At 34.9% G+C, this 22,221-nt stretch carries 14 protein-coding genes; 6 read left to right on the top strand and 8 right to left on the bottom strand.

Annotation, left to right across the window (positions count from 1 at the left end; genetic code table 11):
* Positions 1-57: 57 nt before the first annotated feature.
* The 3 genes from leuC to IHE43_RS01095 form a co-directional block, all read right to left on the bottom strand.
* The gene (gene leuC / locus IHE43_RS01105) at positions 58-1,452 is read right to left on the bottom strand and encodes a 3-isopropylmalate dehydratase large subunit (RefSeq protein ID WP_192186287.1); all 1,395 of its coding nucleotides are present in this window, start codon (positions 1,450-1,452) and stop codon (positions 58-60) included.
* Between the two features lie 524 nt (positions 1,453-1,976).
* Positions 1,977-2,897: an AraC family transcriptional regulator gene (locus IHE43_RS01100; protein WP_192186286.1), complete on the bottom strand. Its 921-nt coding sequence runs from the start codon at positions 2,895-2,897 to the stop codon at positions 1,977-1,979.
* An 80-nt stretch (positions 2,898-2,977) separates the two neighbouring features.
* Positions 2,978-3,781 carry an SDR family oxidoreductase gene (locus tag IHE43_RS01095; protein ID WP_192186285.1) on the bottom strand — a complete coding sequence of 268 codons (804 nt, stop codon included), beginning with the start codon at positions 3,779-3,781 and terminating at the stop codon, positions 2,978-2,980.
* A 332-nt stretch (positions 3,782-4,113) separates the two neighbouring features.
* Between IHE43_RS01095 and dnaE the strand changes: the two genes are divergently transcribed.
* Both dnaE and IHE43_RS01085 read left to right on the top strand, forming a co-directional pair.
* On the top strand, positions 4,114-8,652 hold the full coding sequence (gene dnaE / locus IHE43_RS01090) for a DNA polymerase III subunit alpha (RefSeq protein ID WP_192186284.1): 4,539 nt from the start codon (positions 4,114-4,116) through the stop codon (positions 8,650-8,652).
* 177 nt (positions 8,653-8,829) lie between these two features.
* Complete coding sequence (locus IHE43_RS01085; protein WP_192186283.1) at positions 8,830-9,789, top strand: outer membrane beta-barrel protein; 960 nt, start codon at positions 8,830-8,832, stop codon at positions 9,787-9,789.
* A gap of 180 nt (positions 9,790-9,969) precedes the next feature.
* Here the strand turns inward: IHE43_RS01085 and IHE43_RS01080 are convergent, their stop codons facing one another.
* The 4 genes from IHE43_RS01080 to IHE43_RS01065 all read right to left on the bottom strand — a co-directional run bounded on the left by IHE43_RS01080 (position 9,970) and on the right by IHE43_RS01065 (position 16,248).
* Complete coding sequence (locus IHE43_RS01080) at positions 9,970-10,962, bottom strand: Gfo/Idh/MocA family protein (RefSeq protein WP_192186282.1); 993 nt, start codon at positions 10,960-10,962, stop codon at positions 9,970-9,972.
* A gap of 322 nt (positions 10,963-11,284) precedes the next feature.
* Entirely contained in the window at positions 11,285-13,393 is a 2,109-nt protein-coding gene (locus IHE43_RS01075) for a prolyl oligopeptidase family protein (protein ID WP_192186281.1), read from the bottom strand.
* Between the two features lie 141 nt (positions 13,394-13,534).
* A complete protein-coding gene (locus tag IHE43_RS01070) occupies positions 13,535-15,742 on the bottom strand; it encodes a TonB-dependent receptor (protein ID WP_192186280.1) in 2,208 nt (735 codons plus the stop codon).
* Positions 15,743-15,894: 152 nt separating this feature from the next.
* Positions 15,895-16,248 carry a hypothetical protein gene (locus IHE43_RS01065; protein ID WP_192186279.1) on the bottom strand — a complete coding sequence of 118 codons (354 nt, stop codon included), beginning with the start codon at positions 16,246-16,248 and terminating at the stop codon, positions 15,895-15,897.
* A gap of 189 nt (positions 16,249-16,437) precedes the next feature.
* Here IHE43_RS01065 and IHE43_RS01060 point away from each other — a divergent pair, with 189 nt between their 5' ends.
* Complete coding sequence (locus IHE43_RS01060; RefSeq protein ID WP_370526678.1) at positions 16,438-17,175, top strand: porin family protein; 738 nt, start codon at positions 16,438-16,440, stop codon at positions 17,173-17,175.
* Here IHE43_RS01060 and IHE43_RS01055 read toward each other — a convergent pair.
* Positions 17,170-17,775: a hypothetical protein gene (locus IHE43_RS01055; protein WP_225585329.1), complete on the bottom strand. Its 606-nt coding sequence runs from the start codon at positions 17,773-17,775 to the stop codon at positions 17,170-17,172. The genes IHE43_RS01060 and IHE43_RS01055 overlap by 6 nt on opposite strands.
* 227 nt (positions 17,776-18,002) lie before the next feature.
* Between IHE43_RS01055 and IHE43_RS01050 the strand changes: the two genes are divergently transcribed.
* The 3 genes from IHE43_RS01050 to IHE43_RS01040 all read left to right on the top strand — a co-directional run bounded on the left by IHE43_RS01050 (position 18,003) and on the right by IHE43_RS01040 (position 22,086).
* Entirely contained in the window at positions 18,003-20,474 is a 2,472-nt protein-coding gene (locus IHE43_RS01050) for a bifunctional UDP-N-acetylmuramoyl-tripeptide:D-alanyl-D-alanine ligase/alanine racemase (RefSeq protein ID WP_192186278.1), read from the top strand.
* 68 nt (positions 20,475-20,542) lie between these two features.
* Positions 20,543-20,923 carry a large conductance mechanosensitive channel protein MscL gene (mscL, locus tag IHE43_RS01045; RefSeq protein ID WP_192186277.1) on the top strand — a complete coding sequence of 127 codons (381 nt, stop codon included), beginning with the start codon at positions 20,543-20,545 and terminating at the stop codon, positions 20,921-20,923.
* A gap of 173 nt (positions 20,924-21,096) precedes the next feature.
* Complete coding sequence (locus IHE43_RS01040) at positions 21,097-22,086, top strand: aspartate-semialdehyde dehydrogenase (protein WP_192186276.1); 990 nt, start codon at positions 21,097-21,099, stop codon at positions 22,084-22,086.
* Positions 22,087-22,221 lie beyond the last annotated feature (135 nt).

Below are 22,221 nucleotides of genomic sequence, written 5' to 3'. Positions count from 1 at the left end.
GGAGTATTATGTATTGTGTTTTTTGCTTAAAGCCTATAGCTTATAGCGTAAAGCTTTTTAAAAAAGCTCTCTAGGGTCTGTTAGTTTTCCGGTAACAGCAGCAGCGGCAGCCATAATTGGACTTGCTAATAATGTTCTTGAACCAGGACCCTGACGACCTTCAAAGTTTCTGTTTGATGTACTCACAGCATATTTTCCAGCAGGAACTTTATCGTCGTTCATTGCTAAACATGCTGAACATCCCGGTTGACGTAATACGAAACCAGCTTCAGTTAAAATATCTAAAATACCTTCTTCTTTAATTTGAGCTTCAACAACGTGAGAACCCGGAACTAACCAGGCGGTAACATTCTCTGCTTTTTTTCTTCCTTTTACAATTTCAGCGAAAGCTCTAAAATCTTCAATACGGCCATTTGTACAACTTCCTAAGAATACATAATCAATTGGTTTTCCAATCATCACATCATCTTCCTGGAAGCCCATGTAAGCAAGGGATTTTTTATAAGTTTCCTCACCACCTTCAACTTGGTTGGCATTCGGAATATGTTTTGAGATACCAATTCCCATTCCAGGGTTAGTACCGTAAGTAATCATTGGTTCAATATCTGAAGCGTTAATGTTTAATTCAGCATCAAAAACTGCGTCAGCATCTGTTTTTAGAGTTTTCCAATACGCAACCGCTTTATCCCAAGCCTCGCCTTTTGGAGCATATAATCTTCCTTCAAGGAAATCAAAAGTTTTTTGGTCAGGAGCGATCATACCACCACGAGCACCCATTTCGATACTTAGGTTACAAACGGTCATACGACCTTCCATAGTCATGTTTTCGAAAACATCTCCGGCGTATTCAACAAAATATCCAGTTCCTCCAGAAGTAGTTAATTGCGCAATAATATAAAGTGCAACGTCTTTTGGACCAACACCTTTACTCAATTGACCATTTACGTTGATACGCATTTTCTTTGGTTTTGGCTGCATAATACATTGTGTAGAAAGCACCATCTCCACCTCAGAAGTTCCAATACCAAAAGCAATAGCTCCAAAAGCACCGTGAGTAGAAGTGTGTGAATCTCCACAAACAATAGTAGCACCTGGCAAAGTAATTCCGTTTTCAGGACCAACTACGTGTACAATTCCATTTTTAATGTGACCTAATCCCCAGTGTGAAATTCCGTATTCGGCAGCATTATCTTCAAGTGCTTTAAGCTGATTTGCAGATAGTGCATCTTCAACTGGTAAATGTTGGTTTATGGTTGGTGTATTGTGATCTGCAGTTGCAAAAGTACGCTCTGGGTAAAGAACCTTAACGCCTCTGGCTTTTAATCCTAAAAAAGCAACAGGACTCGTAACTTCATGAATGAAATGACGGTCAATAAAAAACACATCTGGTCCATCTTCAATTTTACGCACTACATGTGAATCCCATACTTTGTCAAATAATGTCTTACTCATTTTTTATTTTTTTTAATTGTAATTTCTATAATCACAGCGATTTTCTGATAATAGCAAAACAAAAGTAAAAAAAGATACAAAGTGGTCAATTTCAATATTTCATTATATACGATACCCAAACTAAATACAAATTGCTATTCGTAATTTATACGTTTAATTTTGGTCGGAAAATGAATGATAAATCGCTTTTGTTTTCTTTTTTCAGATTAATTTTGACTGGTTTGCTATTAATTTTAATAGTTTGCAAATTTATCTCAAAATCACTATAAAATACCGGTTTTCATTTAAAAAAATGTAACAAAATGAATGAAAATAGTAATAATTGTTAGTTTTTGATTCTTTGAAGTAATTTAAGAAGTTATCAATTAATATCATTTTAAAGGGTAAAAAATCAATTTAGAATGGATATTGGTAAGTTCAATTTAAATTCAAATACTACGACATCCAAGAAGTGCATTTTTATGAAAATTTATGAATTTTAAGAGAAAAATTGAGTTGGAATATGGTGAGAATTTATTCAAAAACTAATTCAGTGAATTTTTAAACTCTAATGGTGTCAGGCTGGTTTTCTTTTTGAATAGTTTACTGAAAGACTGAGGATATTCAAAACCAAGTTGATAGGCTATTTCTGCTACGGAAAGATTAGTAGAAATCAGGAAGTCTTTAGATTTTTCAATCAATTTTGAATGAATGTGTTGTTGCGTATTTTGTCCGGTTAAATTCCGAAGCATGTCACTGAGGTAATGTGTGGAAACATTAATTTGGGAAGCAAGAAAATCTACTGTAGGCAATCCTCTTTTTAAGGTTTCGGCATTATTCAAATAATTGTCAAGTGTTTCTTCTACTTTAAGCAATAAATCGCTGCTGATTGTTTTTCGTGTAATGAATTGACGTTTGTAAAAACGATTGCTATAATTAAGTAGAACGTCGATATAGGAAACGATTACGTCCTGGCTCATTTCGTCTATAGCAGTATGAAGTTCATTATCAATACTGGTTAATAATCCTATAATAGTTGTTTTTTCGCTGTCAGAAAGATGCAGTGCTTCATTGGTATCATAGGAGAAGAAACCATATTTTTTGATGTTTTTCCCCAAAGGATAATTTCTAATAAAGTCGGGATGGAAAAACAGCGTAAACCCATGGTATTCGGTTCTCTCTTCATTATCCGTAAAAATCAACTGATTGGGTGAAGTAAACATTAATCCGCCTTCGTTAAAATCATAATAACCCTGACCATAACCCATTTTTCCGTTGGTCGAATATTTATAAGATATTTTATAGAAATCAAGTAGGAAAGCGTTATTTGTCAATTCGGCATTTATAACCAGTTTGGTATTATCAACCAAGCTAATCATAGGGTGAAGCGGTTTTGGTAACCGAAATAAACTATGAAATTGCGATATAGAAGAAAGTCTCGACGGATTGTTGTTTTTCTTTTCCATGATATAAAGGTATAAAAAATCAAAAACCAATACCGCGCAGCATATCAAAATCTGAACGGTATCGGTTAGGAATAAATGAATTATGCTCCTAAAAATTGTTTCCCAAAAGCAGCACGAAAAACTTCATCTCCTTGTTCCAGTCTTTGTTTGTAAAGTGCTTTGGCATCTTCTCCGGCCACATATCTAAGTTTGTTTTTTCCATCCGTAGCTGCTTCAAATACAACATCGGCAATTTGTTCCGCAGTAGATGCCATTTCAAACATTACATCTACATTCTCAAACATTTTGTTTGCCATGGCTTCATATTCAGGTTTAACTCCTGTATCAAGCGAGCCGTGCAGGAATTCTGTTTTGATACCGCCCGGAGAAACTGTTTTAATGTTTACTCCAAACGGATTTAATTCGTAAGCCATACTTTCGCTCCAGCCTTCAAGTCCCCATTTTGTTGCGTGATATACAGAACCTAAAGGAAAAGAAATTAAGCCGCCAATAGACGTAGTTGAGATAAACAATCCGCTTTTTCTTTCTCTGAAATACGGAATAAAAGCATTTGTAACACGAATTACTCCTAATAAGTTGGTGTTAAGTTGTTTGGTGATCTGATCATCAGTAAGGCTTTCCAAAGGACCAATCAGGCCATATCCTGCGTTGTTAAAAACAACATCAATATCGCCCAAGTCAAGAGCTTTTTGAACTGTGTTTTGTATTTGGTCATAATTGGTAACATCCAGTGGTAAAAGTGTTACGTTTTTTAAATTAGAAAGTTCTGTTTCCTTTTCAGGATTTCTCATTGTTGCGATTACATTCCATCCTTGTTTGTGGAATAATTTTGCCGTTGCTTTTCCTAATCCGGAAGAAGCGCCTGTGATAAAAATTGTTTTCATGATAATTTGTTTTAATTTGATAAGGCAAAGTTCAGAATAGAGTCCAGTTTAAAAGTGTTCATTTTGGCGCGATGAGTATCCAAAATGAATAATCGAATTTTTTAGTGTCAAATAATCGAATTTTTATCATTTTTATTGGTTTTTAACAGTTTCTAATGATGATTTTGATTAATACTTTTTGTTTAATTCTTTATTTCCTGAAGCCAAAAAAAAGCGTAAATTTGGACTTCCTCCATATTTTACATATCGTTTTTCATAGTCCATATAATCAATGATTTACAATGGTAAGAATTGGAATTTGGAATTTATAAAATTGTCTTTTTACAAAACTTATGTATTTAATATTCGATACCGAAACAACCGGATTACCAAAACGCTGGGATGCTCCAATAACCGATTCTGATAACTGGCCTCGCTGTATCCAGATCGCATGGCAGCTGCATGATGAAATGGGGCAACTTATCGAACATCAGGATTATTTGGTAAAGCCGGACGGATTTAATATTCCGTATGATGCCGAACGTATTCACGGTATTTCGACCGAATTGGCTGAAGCCGATGGAATTTCGCTTTCTGAAGTTTTAGAGAAATTCAATATCGCTTTAAGCAAAACCAAATTTATTGTTGGACAGAATTTAGGTTTCGACGTTAACATTATGGGAGCTGAATTCCATAGAATGGGCGTGGATTCTCCCATGAGTACGATGCCGGTTTTGGATACCTGTACCGAAGTTACGGCTTCATTGCTACAACTTCCCGGAGGTCGTGGAGGAAGATTCAAACTGCCAACCTTAACCGAATTACACAGTTATCTTTTTAATAAACCTTTCGCGGAAGCGCACAACGCAACTGCCGATGTTGAGGCAACTACGCGTTGTTTTTTAGAGTTAATCAGAAGAGAGGTTTTTACCAAAGAAGAGTTAGATGTTCCGAAGGATTATTTCAAGGAATTTCAGGATAGAAATCCACAGGAATTTCCGTTAATCGGATTAAAACACATCAATTTAAAAGCGGCTTCTGATAAAATCAGGGAGCAAATAAAAGCGTTACAATCTGATGACAAACAAACTACGGTTTCAGAGTCAGACAGAGCCGATTTTAAAGCGGCAAAATATGCGCATTTGCATAATCATACGCAGTTTTCGGTTCTTCAATCGACTATCGGAATTGGAAATATTGTGGCTGCTACAGCCAAAAACGGAATGCCGGCCGTTGCAATGACCGATACAGGAAATATGATGGGGGCTTTCCATTTTGTGAGCGCTGTTATGAACCACAATAAAGCAGCATCCGGAAAAAATAAGGCTTTGGTTGAAGCTGGAGAGGAGCCTACAGAAACCGAAATAAAACCAATTGTAGGTTGCGAATTTAATGTTTGTGAGAATCACTTAGATAAAAGTAAAAAAGACAACGGAAATCAGGTTGTGCTATTAGCCAAAAATAAAAATGGTTATCACAATCTGGCAAAAATGTCATCGATCGCTTTTACCGAAGGTTTTTATTATGTTCCGAGAATTGATCGAAATATCATCGAAAAATACAAAGAAGATATTATGGTTTTGTCCGGGAATTTATATGGAGAAATCCAAAGTAAAATTCTGAATATCGGTGAAAACCAAGCCGAAGAAGCTTTGATTTGGTGGAAAGAACAATTTGGAGATGACTTTTATCTGGAAGTCATGCGCCACAATCAGGAAGATGAAAATCGTGTAAACAAAACCCTGATTGAATTTTCTCAGAAACACAATGTCAAATTAATTGCGACCAATAATACTTACTATTTAAATAAGGAAGATGCCAATGCGCACGATATTTTATTGTGTGTAAAAGACGGAGAAAAACAAGCAACGCCAATTGGTCGTGGCCGGGGTTACCGTTACGGATTACCAAATCAGGAATATTATTACAAGTCGGAAGAAGAGATGAAAAAACTCTTTGCCGATTTGCCGGAAGCCATTATCAATATTCAGGAAATTATTGATAAAGTTGAAGGTTATTCGCTTTATCGTGATGTATTGCTTCCAAAATTTGATATTCCGGAAGAATTTATTGTTCCCGAAGATGAAGCTGATGGTGGTGTAAGAGGTGAAAATAAATATTTGCGACACCTTACCATGGTGGGTGCAAAAAAGAGATATGGTGAAATTACAGAATCGATTCAGGAACGTTTGGATTTTGAGTTATTAACGATTTCAAATTCCGGATATCCGGGTTACTTTTTGATCGTTCAGGATTTCATCGCCGAAGCCAGAAATATGGACGTTTCGGTAGGTCCGGGCCGTGGTTCTGCAGCTGGTTCTGCAGTGGCGTACTGTTTAGGAATTACGAATATCGACCCGATTAAGTACGATTTGCTTTTTGAGCGTTTCCTAAATCCGGATCGTGTATCCATGCCCGATATTGATATCGATTTTGATGATGAAGGCCGTGGTCGTGTTATGGATTATGTAATCAATAAATACGGAAAAAATCAGGTGGCACAAATTATCACTTATGGTAAAATGGCAACCAAATCTGCGATTCGTGATACAGCGCGTGTATTGGATTTACCTTTATTTGAAGCCGACAGAATAGCAAAACTTATTCCGGCAATGATGCCATCAAAATGGAATTTGGCGCGTTTTATTTCTGAAAACGAAGATGAAGTTAAAAAAGCGCTTCGTTCTGATGAATTCGAGAATGTAAAAGAATTGATCGCCATTGCCAACGAAGATGATTTGGCTGGAGAAACAATTCAACAAGCAAAAATTCTGGAAGGTTCGATGCGAAATACAGGAATTCACGCCTGTGGTGTAATTATTACGCCATCGGATATTACGAATTTCGTTCCGGTTACCACAGCAAAAGATTCTGATTTATATGTAACGCAGTTTGATAACTCGGTTGCAGAAAGTGCGGGATTACTAAAAATGGACTTCCTGGGTCTAAAGACCCTTACCTTAATAAAAGATACGGTCAAACTGGTAAAATACAGAACCGGAATTGATTTGGATCCGGATACTTTCCCGATTGATGATGTTGAAACGTATGCACTTTTCCAAAGGGGAGAAACGGTTGGAATCTTCCAATACGAGTCACCCGGAATGCAGAAATACATGAAAGATCTGAAGCCAACGGTTTTTGGAGATTTAATTGCCATGAACGCCTTGTATCGTCCGGGACCTTTAGAATATATTCCATCTTTCGTTCGAAGAAAAAATGGAGAAGAGGAAATCAAATACGATTTAGATGCGTGTGAAGAATATTTAGGAGAAACGTACGGAATTACGGTTTACCAGGAACAGGTAATGCTTTTGTCACAATCGCTGGCAGGTTTTACAAAAGGTGAGGCCGACGTTTTGCGTAAAGCGATGGGTAAAAAACAAAAGGACGTTCTGGATAAAATGAAACCGAAATTTGTTGAACAGGCTGCCCTAAAAGGTCACGATGCCAAAATTTTAGAGAAAATCTGGAAAGACTGGGAGGCTTTTGCGAGTTACGCCTTCAACAAATCGCACTCGACTTGTTATGCCTGGATCGCTTACCAAACAGCTTACTTAAAAGCGCATTATCCTGCGGAATATATGGCGGCGGTACTTTCAAATAATATGAACGATATCAAACAGGTTTCGTTTTTCATGGAAGAATGTAAGCGTATGGGATTGCAGGTTTTAGGTCCGGATGTGAATGAGTCGTATTATAAGTTTACCGTAAATGATAGTTACGCTGTCCGTTTCGGAATGGGAGCGATTAAAGGTGTAGGTTCCGGAGCTGTAGCAACAATTGTAGAAAACAGAAAAGACGGCAGATATAAATCAATTTTTGATTTAGCCAAACGAATTGATTTGCGCGCTGCCAATAAAAAAGCGATTGAAAACTTAGCACTTGCAGGAGGCTTTGATTCTTTTGAAGGAACAACAAGAGCGCAATATTTTCATGATGATGGTGACGGAATTACATTTTATGAAAAGGCGATACGCTATGGATCCAAGTTTCAGGAGAACGAGAATTCATCACAGGTAAGCTTATTTGGTGAAGCAAGTGAAGTTCAGATTGCAGAACCAGTTGTACCTCCGTGTGAAGACTGGAGTACAATGGAAAAACTAGCCAAAGAAAAAGAAGTTGTCGGGATTTATATTTCCGGACATCCTTTGGATGATTTTAGATTTGAAATGAAATACTTCTGTAATGCCAGATTGGAAGCGTTGAAAAGTATGGAACTTTATGTAGGTAAAAATCTAAATTTTGCCGGAATTATTAATAACGTGCAGCATCGAGTGGCTAAAAATGGAAAAGGCTGGGCAGTGTTCAATTTAGAAGGCTATGATGAAAGTTATGAGTTTAAGATTTTTGGGGAAGAATATTTAAAGTTCAGGCATTTCCTGATTCAGAATAATTTTGCTTACCTGAAAGTTTTAATAAAGGACGGATGGGTTAATCACGATACAGGGAAAAAGTCAGAACCAAGATTACAGTTTGTTGAGGTTAGACAACTACAGGATATATTAGAGGTTTTTGCCAAAAAGTTAATCTTGTTATTGAATATTAAAGATTTGCAAACTGATTTTATTCATACACTGAGTCATTTATTCAATGCTTATAAAGGAGATAATACGGTGACTTTTGAGATCATGGAATTAGAAAACATAAAACGTTTGGTTGCGGTTGAAACCAATACCGATTTTGAAGAAACTGAAGACGCTGTTTTTGTGGATGAAAATGAAGATGTTGATTCTCCATTAGGAGAAACCAAAATTCAGGAAGTAAAAGAGGTCGAAGAAATAAAGGTAGTTACTAAATTAACAATGCCAAGCAGAAGATTAAAAGTAAGAATTTCTACTGAATTATTACAGGAATTAGAAAAACTCCAGGTCAACTTTAAGCTGAATTAAATTTTAACAGTTAAAATTTAGAGCTATGCGAATTTTTTATGTTAAAAATATGCATGCATAGTAGTTTTTTAGTAATATTGCCCGAAATTACAACGATTTCGTCCCAAGTCCAACTTTGCAAACCAAAAGAATGTGTTAAAATATTATAAGTTTGCATAAATTAATTAAATCAGAATTATGAAAAAGAACCTATTTTTATTAGGATTATTAGTTTGCTCTATGGCCACAATGGCGCAAACAGAAAAAGCAGATAAACCAGAAAGCTGGTATTTTAAATTAGGAGGATCTTATTTTGTTCAAACAGCTGCTACAGAGTTTCCAATTGTAAATGGTGCATTACCTAATACAGATGTTTATGCTGCAGATGGTACAACTTTACTTTCAAGAGAAACAAATCATGGCTCATTTGGAGAAGGTTTCCGTACAGGTTTAACTGCAGGATATCGTTTTTCAACTCGTTTAGGTGTAGAAGTAGGATTTAACTATTTCAGTAGTGCCAGTAAAACTATGGTTGAAACCACTAATAGATTAGTTGCTGCTGGTCCTGTTTTTGCTACTGGAAAAGCAGTAGGAAAAATTCAGGCTTTTGATGTTGCTCCAGCTCTTGTATTGTTTTTAGGTGAATCTCACGGCTTTGAACCTTACACGAAAGTAGGAGTTATTGTTCCTGTTCATGGAGATTTGACAATTAAAACAAATAGAACTTATACAACCCCAGCAGGTATTGTGAATAGTTATGCTAAAGATGTAGTAAAGCCTAACCCAACAGTTGGATTTTTGGCTGCATTAGGAACATCTTATAAATTAGGAACACACATTGCTATTTTTGGAGAATTAGAATACCGTAATTTTACCGTTCATGGTAAAACTAAAGAAACTGAGGTATATACTGAAAATGGTGTAGACAAGTTAAACACTCCTACTAATTTCCGTGGAGACGCTTCATACTCTGCGAGTCATGTTGATTATGTTAAGCAATTAAACACAGGTTCTAATCACTATTTGTTTAATCCAAATACAGCAACAACAAACATTACTACTGACACAACTAGACCTAATGATGCTATGAATGATATTAGTTCTTATGTTGGAATTTCAGGTTTAGGTATGACTTTAGGTTTAAGATACAGCCTATAATTCTAAAGGAATTTATAGTTTATAAAAAAAGAGGATATTCATTTGAATAACCTCTTTTTTTGTTGTCATCCTGAGGAACGAAGGATCACACTAGAAACTCCGCAAAGAATGTCGCCAATCTTTGTCGAATCCCGAGTGTGATCCTTCGTTCCTCAGGATGACAACACTAGCGATAAATTATTATTTCAAATTCCTAAACTCCTTCAAAACTTCATCAATTACCCAGCTTGTTCTTGCGGCTGAGGTTCCTTTTGAAGGATTAGCACCTTCGCTACCCAGAATTTCAGCAACAACAGTTTCAACAAGAGGTTGTTGAATATGAAGCGGGTTTTCAATTGTAATACTTTCTTTTTCTCCACTTGCATATTGAATGTGAATTGGATCATTTCCGAAAGTAGAAAAGGATATTTTTCCTTTGTCACCTACAATATCGGTATTGTCGTAACGCTCAAAACTGGCAAAATTCCATAACCCGGTTCCGTGAATTCCGTTTTCGAATAAAAAAGACATGGAAACTGAATCTTCGGCAGGATAAGCTTTAAGTTGTGAACTCGCATGCCCACGAACAGACTTAATCGGTCCGAAAACAAAATCCAGAAAGTCTAAAGTGTGACAAGCCAAATCAACAAATATTCCACCGCCTGAAATATGCGGTAAAACGGTCCAGGGCAAATTGATTTCGTCATCATAACGCTCTTCAAAAGGATGATATAAAACACAGTTTACGTGTCTTACAGTTCCAATTTTATTCTGATCGATTAGTTCTTTTATTTTTAGGAATCTTGGTAAACTTCTTCTATAATAAGCCACAAACAAAGGAACATTATGTTCTTTGCAAACGCTGATCATTTCGTTGCATTCTTCAAATGTCAATGCCATTGGTTTTTCTACATAAACCGGTTTTCCTGCTTTCGCGCACAATATCGTATATTCTTTATGAGAAGATGGAGGAGTGGCGATATAAACGGCATCAACTTCCGGATCATTGATTAGATCAATTGCATTAGAATACCATTTTGGAATATTATGACGTTTGGCGTAATCTTCGGCAAGTTTGGCATCTCTTCGCATTACAGCTACCAATGCTGAGTTTGGAGTTTTTTGAAAAGCCGGACCGCTTTTAACTTCAGTTACATTTCCACAGCCTATAATTCCCCATTTTATGATTTTCATTTTTTGGTTTTTTTAGTTTTTCAAATTTAAAAAAGGTTTGCCACGAATTGCACGAATTTTAACTAATTCTTTGCGGTTAAAAAAAGCCACGAATTCACGAATTATTTTTTCACGCAGATTTAAAAAAGATTTAAGCAGATGCACACAGATTTTTTTATCAAATAAAATCTGCGTGAAAACACATGTAGCAGCGTTAAAAAAGAAAGCCACGAATTTCGCGAATTTCCACAAATTTAATTCGTGGAAATTCGTGAAATTCGTGGCAAAAGAAAGTCACAGATTAGAAAATCATTTTAATCTGTGGCTAAAACAGTTTGTGTTTTTACTTTTTAGGCAAAGCAGTAAAGCCCATATTGTAAAGCGTGAATGCCTGAACATCTACATTTTCCTGAATGCTGGCAGCAACAGATTTTCCTGCTCCGTGACCTGCTTTTACATCAATACGAATTAAAACCGGATTGTCGCCAGTTTGTTTTTCCTGTAATTCAGCTGCAAATTTAAAACTGTGTGCAGGAACAACGCGGTCGTCATGATCTCCGGTTGTTACCATTGTTGCAGGGTATTTAACGCCTGCTTTTACATTTTGAACTGGAGAGTATCCTTTTAAATATTCAAACATTTCTTTATTGTCCTGAGCGGTTCCATAATCATAAGCCCAACCTGCTCCGGCTGTAAAAGTATGGTAACGCAACATATCCATTACACCAACCGCTGGCAATGCAACTTTCATTAAGTCCGGACGTTGTGTCATGGTTGCACCAACTAATAAGCCTCCGTTAGAACCTCCACGAATCGCTAAGAAATCTGATGAGGTATATTTTTGGGCGATTAAATATTCGCCGGCAGCAATAAAATCGTCAAATACATTTTGTTTTTGAAGTTTGGTTCCGGCATCATGCCATTTTTTTCCGTATTCACCACCACCTCTTAAATTGGCAACGGCATAGACGCCTCCGTTTTCCATCCAAACTGCATTTGCAATGCTGAAAGCGGGTGTTAAACTGATATTAAATCCGCCGTATCCGTAAAGAATCGTTGGGTTTTTACCGTTTAATTTTAGTCCTTTTTTATAGGTAATAATCATCGGGATTTTTGTTCCGTCTTTTGAAGTATAGAAAACTTGTTTGGACTCATAATCTTCACTTTTGAAATCTACTTTAGGTTTTTGATAAATTTCAGATTTACCAGATTTTGGCTCTAATGAGTAAATCGTTCCAGGAGTAGTATAGTTGGTAAAACTGAAGTATAAAGTTTTTTCGTGTTTTTTTCCACCAAATCCGCTTGCAGTTCCTACTGCCGGAAGTTTGATCTCGCGAACTAATTTTCCGTTGTAATCGTATTGTTGTACAAACGAAACAGCATCTTTAGTATAATTGGCAAAAAAGTATCCACCACCTGTTGAAGGCGATAAAATGTTTTGTGTTTCTTTAATGAAATCTTTCCAGTTTTCTGGTTTCGGGTTGCTTACATCAACAGTAACAACACGTTTGTTTGGAGCATTTAAATCGGTTTCGATAAACAATTTGCTTCCTTCATTTTCGATAATTGAATTGTCGCTGTCAAAGTTGTCTACAATAGTAATGATTGGACTGTTTACAACAGTTAAATCTTTAATATATAATTCATTTCCGTAAGTAGAATTCGATGCTGAAATCACTAAATAACGATCGTCTTCAGTTACATAACCTCCAACATATCTTCTTTTCTGATCTGCGCCAAAAATTAGTTTATCTTCTTTTTGAGGAGTTCCAAGTTTATGAAAGTATAATTTATGCTGATCTGTTTTAGCAGATAATTCACTTCCTTTTGGTTTGTCATAACTAGAATAATAAAAACCCTCATTTCCATGCCATGAGATTCCGCTGAATTTCACATCAACTAAAGTATCTTCTAAAACTTTTTTAGACAAGGCATCAATAATAATCACTTTTCTCCAGTCGCTTCCGCCTTCAGAAATCGCATAAGCTGCTTTTGATCCATCTTTAGAAAAATCCATTCCACCAAGTGAGGTTGTTCCGTCTTTAGAAAAAGTATTTGGATCCAGGAAAACTTCTTCTTTTTCATTAGAATCTTTTCTGTAAATAACCGATTGATTTTGAAGGCCATTATTTTTCGAATAATAGGTATATTTTCCTTCTGTAGAGGGAGCACTTATTTTTTCATAATTCCAAAGTGTTTCCATTCGTTTTTTTAGTTCATCACGAAACGGAATTTTATCCAAATAGCCATAAGTAACTTTGTTTTCAGCTTGTACCCAGGCTCCGGTTTCAGCAGATTTATCATCCTCAAGCCAACGATACGGATCGTTTACTTTAGTGTCAAAATACACATCGACAGTTTCGCCTTTTTTTGTTTCCGGGTATTGAATTTTATTTTGTCCAAATGAAATTCCAGCAGTTGTAATAGCCATTATAAGAAATGTTTTTTTCATAGTTTATGTTTCTCAATTGTAACAAAAATAGTGGTTTTTGTGAGACTGATAAATATTTAACCGCAAAGTACACAAGGTTATTTTCGCAAGGAGCGCAAAGTTTAAATAAAGCCTTGCGAACCTTGCGGTTTAAATTAAAAGTTACAGATTAAAATTTACTCCTAAAACAATGTTTCTTCCAATATTCGGGATACCGTCTGTTTTTAACCTTGAAAGGTGAGCAATATATTCTTTATCAAATAAGTTGTTTCCGTTCAGGTTAACATCAAAAGCAGTTTTACCTAATTTTACTGTTCCTCCAAAGCCTAAGTTCACCAAAGTATAGCCTTTTGAAGCCGTTTCAAAGCCACTTACATTATCCTGTTTAAAAGTGGATGAAACATTTAAAGTTGCAAAACCTTCCTGGAACCAATCTTTGATTTTGAATTCGGTTCTAATGGTATTATTCCAATTATTAGCCGGAATTAATGGCAAATAATCTTTGTTGTCTTTTTTACCGGTTACGGTTTCAAAACTCGTTTCAAAGTGCAACCAGTCTAATGGATGCGGGTGAAAATGCAATCCGGCCTCACCACCATACAATTGGGCGTTATCCTGTACATAGGCAAAAACGTCATTATTATCAATAATATCTCCGGTTGGCGAAGTGTAGATGTAATTGTTTATGTGATTGTAAAATCCATTTACGAAGAATTCAAAGTGCGAATTTTTATATTCTAAGTTTAAATCCGTCTGAACGTTTTGTTCGGTTTTCAAATTAGCGTTTCCAATTTCATAACGATTTGTTCCTTCATGAACTCCATTTGAAGTCAATTCGGCTAAATTTGGCGCTCTAAATCCAGTTGCCACATTTAATCGAAGTGTTAAAGGTTCTGCTAATTTGGTTTTATATCCCAAAGAAGCATTAAAGCTGTCAAAAGATCTGTCTAAGGCTTCAAAATAACCTTCTTCACCTGCGATTCCATGCGCTTCTGACGTAACGTTTCTATTGTCAAAACGTAGTCCGGCTTGTAAAACACTATTGTTCCATTCGTAATTTGCAGTTCCAAAAACACCAAAATCGTTTGTTGTTGCATCCGGAATCAAATATTCTTCACCAAAATTAGTATTCGTCTGATGCATTCCCTGAACGCCTAAAATCGTTTCAATCTTGCCCATTTTAGGAAAATGATATTTGGCGTTGTAATTGAAAGTATTCAGTTTCATTCGTAAAGAGGCGTTATTGCTGTCTTCAAATTCGCTTCTGTCATTTGCTATATAGCCCAAATCAACATCTAATTTTGAGTTTTCAAAAAAGATCACATTGTTTAAACTCAATAAATGATTGAAAATTCCTTGTCTCGGAAACATTGTATTTTTGCTCGAAGATTGTTCTGCGATTCCGTCTTCCGGAATTCCAAGATCCAATTTGTTGTAGTTATATCTTAGCACACTTGAAAAACTTGAATTGCTGTATCCAATTCCGGTTTTAAAATCGGTTTCATTGTAACGTGAATTCGTTACACGGTCACCATCGGCAATTTTATAATCAGAGTGTGTGTTGAAACTTCCTCGGGCTAAAAATTTCCAATTGTCTGTAGACGTTTTTAATCCAATTGATGAATTGCTTCCTTGTGTATTCGTGAAATATTTTTGACTGAAATTAGCCTTGAAAGTATTCGCATCGGCAAATTTTTCAGGATTGAAATACAAAACCCCACCCAAGGCATCAGAACCATATAATAAAGAGGCAGGTCCTTTAATTACTTCGACACTTTCAATTCCGGCATCGTTTAAACCTAAACCGTGTTCGTCTCCAAACTGCTGATTTTCGATACGAACACCTTGAGAATAAACCAAAACACGATTACCGCTCAAACCGCGAATAACCGGTTTCCCGATAGAAGTTCCGGTTGAAATTTGTGAAACTCCGGGAATTGTTGCCAAACCTTCAATCAAAGTTGAGGTTCCTTTTTGCTGTAAGGTTTTAATGCTTTCATGCTCTACTTTCATAACGTTTTGCGATTGCAATTTGTTGAAAGGAGTCGAAACAACAACTTCATCCATTTCAAAAACAGATTCTGAAAGTGTAATATCTAAAGTGTTTTCTTTTAGTAATTTAGTAATTGTCTTGTTTTGAGTGGTAAAACCAACAAAAGTAAAAGCAACCCTGAAACTTCCGTTTGGAAGATTGGTGAATTCGTATTTTCCGTTTGCGTCAGTGGTTGTTCCTTTGTGTAATTCCGGTGCATAAACCGAAACACCCGGTAATGGTTGATTTTGAAGATCAGTTACTGTTCCGGTAACAGAATTTTGAGCAGTTAGTATGCCCGAAAACCCTAAAATAAGGGCTAATATGATTTTTTTCATTTGAAAATGATGCTATAGTTTAATTGATTTTTTTTAGAATAAAAACAGAAATCAGATCAAACTTGCCAATCCTGATAGGTTTCAGGATGGAAAATTTATTCTTTTTCGAATTTTATAATAAGAATTTGAGTTTACTTCGAATATTTCGAAATCTAAGAAACTATAACTGTAGGAGGACCACGTAATAAATAAGCACTTCCTGAAAACGAAAATATGTTCTCTGAAAAGGTAAAGAAAAAAGGTATTTCTTCATGAAAAGTTTGAAATGAAAAAGAAAAATTTTCAGGAACAATATAACTTCCAAAAGCAAAATGACACACATAACACAAATCATAATCATGATGCTGATGCGTTATTTCACCACTCGGATCACTATAGTCGTGATGACATTGTTTTTCTGAAAGTTGCTTTACAATATGCTCATAACTGTGTATCGACTGAAACAATATCGAGAACAATATTGTCAGCGCGAAAGAAACACTTAATATGAGCTGCTTTTTTTTCATGCAGGACAAAGGTATAAAAGAGCAATGAAAAATTGATTCATTTTTTAGATTCTGTTGCTAATTTGTTGAAAAAAAAGCAACAAATAGTTTTATTCGTCGTGAAAAAGAGAATAATTACTTTCAAATGGTATCCTGAACTGGCATTATATTATATTTGTGTGAAATAAATTAACGCTAAAAAACGTTTATTTGAAAACCACTTTAAAACCAAAATACGATATGCGATTCCTTTTTAGTTGTTTGTTTTTAGTTTCGTTTTTAAACGTTTTTTCGCAGGACGAAGTGAAACCTGAAATAAAACCGGTGATTAAAATTGATTCCTTATATCGTGAAGATCAGTTTTATTTCTCCGTTACGTATAATCTTCTGGTTCAGGGGCCGAATGGCTTAAAACAAGATAAATTTTCTGCCGGACTTTCCGGTGGTTTTCTACGCGATTTTCCTCTCAATAAAAAACGAACATTTGCGATAGCTCCTGGTTTAGGAATAAGTTATCAGAATTATTATCAAAATCTGACGGTCTCAAAAAGTGCTGACGGATCATTAATTTATGGTGTCAATAGTTATGATGAATTTGTTGCAAATAGATTCAGGCAATATTTAGTTGATGTACCAATAGAATTTAGATGGAGAAATTCAACTTATGAAAGCACCAAATTTTGGAGAATTTATGCGGGTTTAAAATTTAGCTATGTTTTTGCTGCTAAATCAGTTTTAAAAGATGGTGAAAACACTTATAAAATTAAAAATAATCCTGATTTAAATGATTTTCAATACGGGGTTTATCTTTCAGCGGGATATAATACCTGGAATATTTATGCCTATTATGGCTTAAATACATTGTATAAATCTGATGTTAAGACATTAAATGGCGAAGATGTCAGTATGAGAACATTGAATCTGGGTTTGATTTTTTATATTTTATAACCACAAATACAAAAACAATAACTGCGGTAATACACCCAATAATAAACCAATTAGTACTTCTTTGCCCGTGTGTGCTTCCATTTCCAGTCTTGAAGAAGCCACAACTCCAGTCATTAAAATCATAAAAGCAGCCCAATACGGATTTTGCATTTGCAAGTGGATGTTCAAACCAATCACAAAAATGGTAAAACCACTCATAGCCATGGTATGTAAACTTGCTTTTATTTTAAAAAGCGAACATATCAAAGCTAAAATAGTACTGAACAATGCACCCAGAAAAAAGAAATGAAGTTCAGGATAACGCATAATTACAATGCTTCTTTTTACCAGTAGGATATATAAAAAACACTGTAAAACAAGTGGGATTTTACGTTGCGATGTTTCTGCTACCATTATAGAATCGACATGTCCTGTGGAGCGAAGCAGCAAGAAAAATAAAACCGGAACTAAAATCGTAATAATCAAAATTTGAAATAATACATAATATTTCTCCTGATTGGTAAAAATATCTCCTTTGCAAAAAAGATAAAACAAAGTAGCATACATCGAAATAAAAATCGGATGTAATATATAGGAGAATAGTGGAAGTATCTTTTTCAAAATGCTATATTTTGTGGTATTCAACAAATATAATAATGTTTTTTGCCACGCATTACACAAATTTTCACAAATTATATTTAAAATCTTTACCTCATTTTAGAAGTGAATAAGAATTAAATCTATGAAAATCTCTTAATCTGTGGCTAATTATTTAAGCTAAATATTAGTGAAAATTTGTGAAATTCGTGGCAAACCTTTTTCTAAATTTGACAAAAGAAACTTTCTAAATGAGCATAAATTTAAAAAACCTTATTTCGGTTCTTGACGCCAAATGGATCGGTCTGGGCACTGATATTTTTGTTGACCATATTTCTATCGACAGCCGTTCGTTGCAAAACGGATCAGAAACATTATTTTTTGCTTTATCAGGTGTTAATAATGATGCTCATTTATATATTCCGGAATTGATAGAAAAAGGTGTTCAGAATTTTGTGGTTCACCACATTCCGAAGAATAGTGAAGGAAAAGCTAATTTTTTGGTGGTAAAAAACACGCTCAAAGCTTTGCAGCAATTTGCAGGTTATTACCGTGATATCTTTGATTTTCCGATACTCGGAATAACCGGAAGCAATGGAAAGACGATTGTAAAAGAATGGCTTAATTTTTTATTAAGTCCTGATTATAATGTTATCAGAAGTCCTAAAAGTTATAATTCTCAGGTTGGCGTTCCACTTTCGGTGATTGCCATTAACGAAAAACATAATTTGGGTATTTTCGAAGCCGGAATTTCGACGGTTAATGAGATGAATAAACTCGAAAATATCGTTAAGCCTACAATTGGTGTTTTAACCAATATTGGTCCCGCACACGATGAGGGTTTTGAGCATTTAGAACAGAAAATCAAAGAGAAATTATTGCTTTTCAAAAAATCAAAAGTTATTATTTATCAAAAAAACAAACTTGTTGATCAATGTTTAAAGGTATTTTCTGAGCAATATCCGATAAAGGAAAGGGAGCTTTTTTCCTGGAGTTTTAGCGATAATTCTGCAGATGTGTTTATTCTGGAAAAGGAAAATAGAAATGAAAAAACCACTATTCAATATCAATATCAAAACGAATTTTTCGATTTAGAAATTCCTTTTCAGGATTCTGCTTCTATCGAAAACGCGATTTCCTGTTTATTGGTTTTGCTTTATTTTAATTATGATTTTGAAACGATTCAGGGTCGCATGAAAATGTTGTATCCGGTCGAAATGCGTTTGGAAGTAAAAAACGGAATCAACAGTTGCAGTATTATTGATGATAGTTATAGTTCCGATTTTCAGTCCCTAAAAATCGCTTTGGATTTTCTGGAAAGTCAGCAGAAAAAGAACGCAACAAAAACCGTAATTTTATCAGATATTTTCCAAAGCGGATTTTCAAATGAAGAGCTATACTCAAAAGTAGCACAACTTATTGCTGATAATAAAGTCAACAGGGTAATTGGAATAGGAAAGACTATCACATCTTTCAAAAACAAATTTCCCAACATTGTTACATTTGAAAATACAGCCGAATTTATTTCGAAGTTCGAAAGCTTGAATTTCAATAATGAGACGATTTTAATTAAAGGTGCGAGATCGTTTCAATTTGAAGAAATTGTTTCTTTACTTGAAGAAAAAACGCATGAAACGGTTCTCGAAATAAACCTAGATTCAATTAGTCATAACCTGAATTTCTTTAAAGCTAAATTGAATCCTGAAGTAAAAATCATGGTGATGGTGAAAGCTTTTGGATATGGAAATGGAGGTCTTGAAATTGCAAAATTACTTGAACATCATAAAGTAGATTATTTAGGTGTGGCATTCGCCGATGAAGGAATCTCATTGAAAAATGGAGGAATTAAATTGCCTATTATGGTTTTGAATCCGGAGTCCACCAGTTTTCCTTCTATAATCCAATACCAATTAGAACCTGAAATTTATAGTATAAAAGGATTAAATGCCTTTTTGAAGATTGCCCGTGAAAAGAATCTGAAGAATTTCCCGATTCATATAAAATTGGATACAGGAATGCATCGTTTGGGTTTTGAAGAAAATACAATTGATGAATTGATTGAAACTTTAAAAGGAAATACAACCGTTCGTATTCAGAGTGTTTTGTCGCATATGGCAACGAGTGACGAAATGAAGCATTATGAATTTGCGCTTTCGCAGATTAATTTGTTCGAAAAGTTGTCTTCAAAATTAATTTCAGAATTAAGCATTAATCCAATTCGCCATATTCTGAATACTTCCGGAATTAGTAATTTTCCGAATGAGCAATATAATATGGTACGATTAGGAATTGGTTTATACGGAGTTTCCAATGATCCATCGGAACAAAAATATCTGGAAAATGTGGGGACATTAAAATCGATTATTTCCCAGGTGAGAACAATTCCTGCTAATGATAGCGTTGGTTACGGACGTCGTTTTATGGCAGAGAAAGAAACAAAAATTGCCACAATTCCAATTGGTTATGCTGACGGAATTTCGAGATTATGGGGAAATCAGGTTGGATTTGTTACAATTAAAAATCAAAAAGCATTTATTGTTGGAAGTGTTTGTATGGATATGTTGATGGTTGATGTAAGTGAAATTGATTGCAAAGAAGGAGATTCAGTTATTATTTTCGGTGAAAGCCCAACCGTGATGGAAATGGCAGAAGCGTTAAAAACGATTCCGTATGAAATTATGACAAGTATTTCACAACGAGTAAAAAGGGTATTTTTCAGATAGTTTTCAGTATTTTTTAAAGAAAAATACGTATTTTCGATATACTTAATTATAAATTTAAAGAAACAATTATGAGTGTACTTTCGGAATTTAAGGAATTTGCAATGAAAGGCAACGTAGTCGATTTGGCTGTCGGTGTAATCATTGGAGCTGCTTTTGGTAAAATTGTAAGCTCATTAATTGAAAATGTAATTACTCCATTGATGTTAAAACCGGCATTAGATGCGGCGCATTTATCTACAATCGAAGAGCTAACTGCTTTTGGAGGTGTAAAATATGGTTTGTTTCTATCGGCAGTAATTAACTTTGTAATTGTAGCTTTTGTATTGTTCTTAATTATTAAAGGAATAAATAGAGTAAAAAAGAAAGAAGAAGTTGTTGCGCCACCTGCAGGACCAACGCAAGAAGAATTGCTTACTCAAATTAGAGATCTGTTAAAAAATAAACAATAATATACTATACCGCTACACTAAGTCTAATTTAACCGTTCCTTAATTGGAGCGGTTTTTTTGTTTTTGTTTAATTTGTAACATTTTGTTATTTTTTGTGAAGCGTCTTGTTTTGACTTGTATTATGTATACTTTTGCATTATAATTTAGATTTAATTCATACTAAAAATATAAAAATGAGAATAGCGGTTGTAGGTGCCACTGGTATGGTTGGCGAGGTAATGCTTAAAGTTTTAGCAGAAAGAAATTTTCCGGTTACAGAATTGATTCCTGTTGCATCTGAAAGATCAGTAGGAAAAGAGATTGAATATAAAGGAACAAAATATAAAGTTGTAGGAATGCAAACAGCAGTTGATATGAAAGCTGATATTGCAGTTTTTTCTGCCGGAGGTGATACTTCATTAGAATGGGCTCCAAAATTTGCTGCAGCCGGAACAACAGTTATTGATAATTCATCTGCGTGGAGAATGGATCCTACTAAAAAATTGGTAGTGCCTGAAATCAATGCTTCAACACTAACTAAAGAAGATAAAATTATTGCAAACCCAAACTGCTCTACTATTCAAATGGTATTGGCATTGGCTCCTTTGCATAAAAAATACAACATTAGAAGAGTTATCGTTTCTACTTACCAATCGATCACCGGAACTGGTGTAAAAGCGGTAAAACAATTAGAAAACGAATACGCAGGAATTCAGGGTGATATGGCTTACAAATATCCAATTCACAGAAATGCGATTCCACATTGCGATAGTTTTGAAGAAAACGGATACACTAAAGAAGAAATGAAGTTAGTTCGCGAAACTCAAAAGATTCTTGGTGATAACACGATCAGAGTTACGGCTACTGCAGTACGTGTTCCTGTTGTTGGCGGACATAGTGAGGCAGTAAATGTTGAGTTTACCAATGATTTTGATGTAAACGAAGTTCGTGAAATTTTGCACCACACTGATGGAGTAGTAGTGCAGGATAATTTAGACACTTTTACATACCCGATGCCATTATATGCAGAAGGTAAAAATGATGTTTTTGTTGGAAGAATCCGTCGTGACGAAAGCCAGCCAAATACATTAAACATGTGGATTGTTGCTGATAACTTAAGAAAAGGTGCAGCTACAAACACCATTCAAATCGCTGAATATTTAATTGCAGCTGGTTTGGTATAAAAAGAGAGATTAAAGAAAATTGTTATAAAGGAAAAGCCGTAATTGCAGTAATGTAATTACGGTTTTTTTGATTTAATCAATTTGATGAGTAGCTACTAATTGAATATATTCATTTCTTCGAACTAAATAAATAAT

It is taken from the genome of Flavobacterium sp. MDT1-60 (assembly GCF_014844035.1).
In the GTDB taxonomy this organism is placed as follows: Bacteria; Bacteroidota; Bacteroidia; order Flavobacteriales; family Flavobacteriaceae; genus Flavobacterium.
This window is presented reverse-complemented; position numbering and strand designations above follow the sequence as displayed.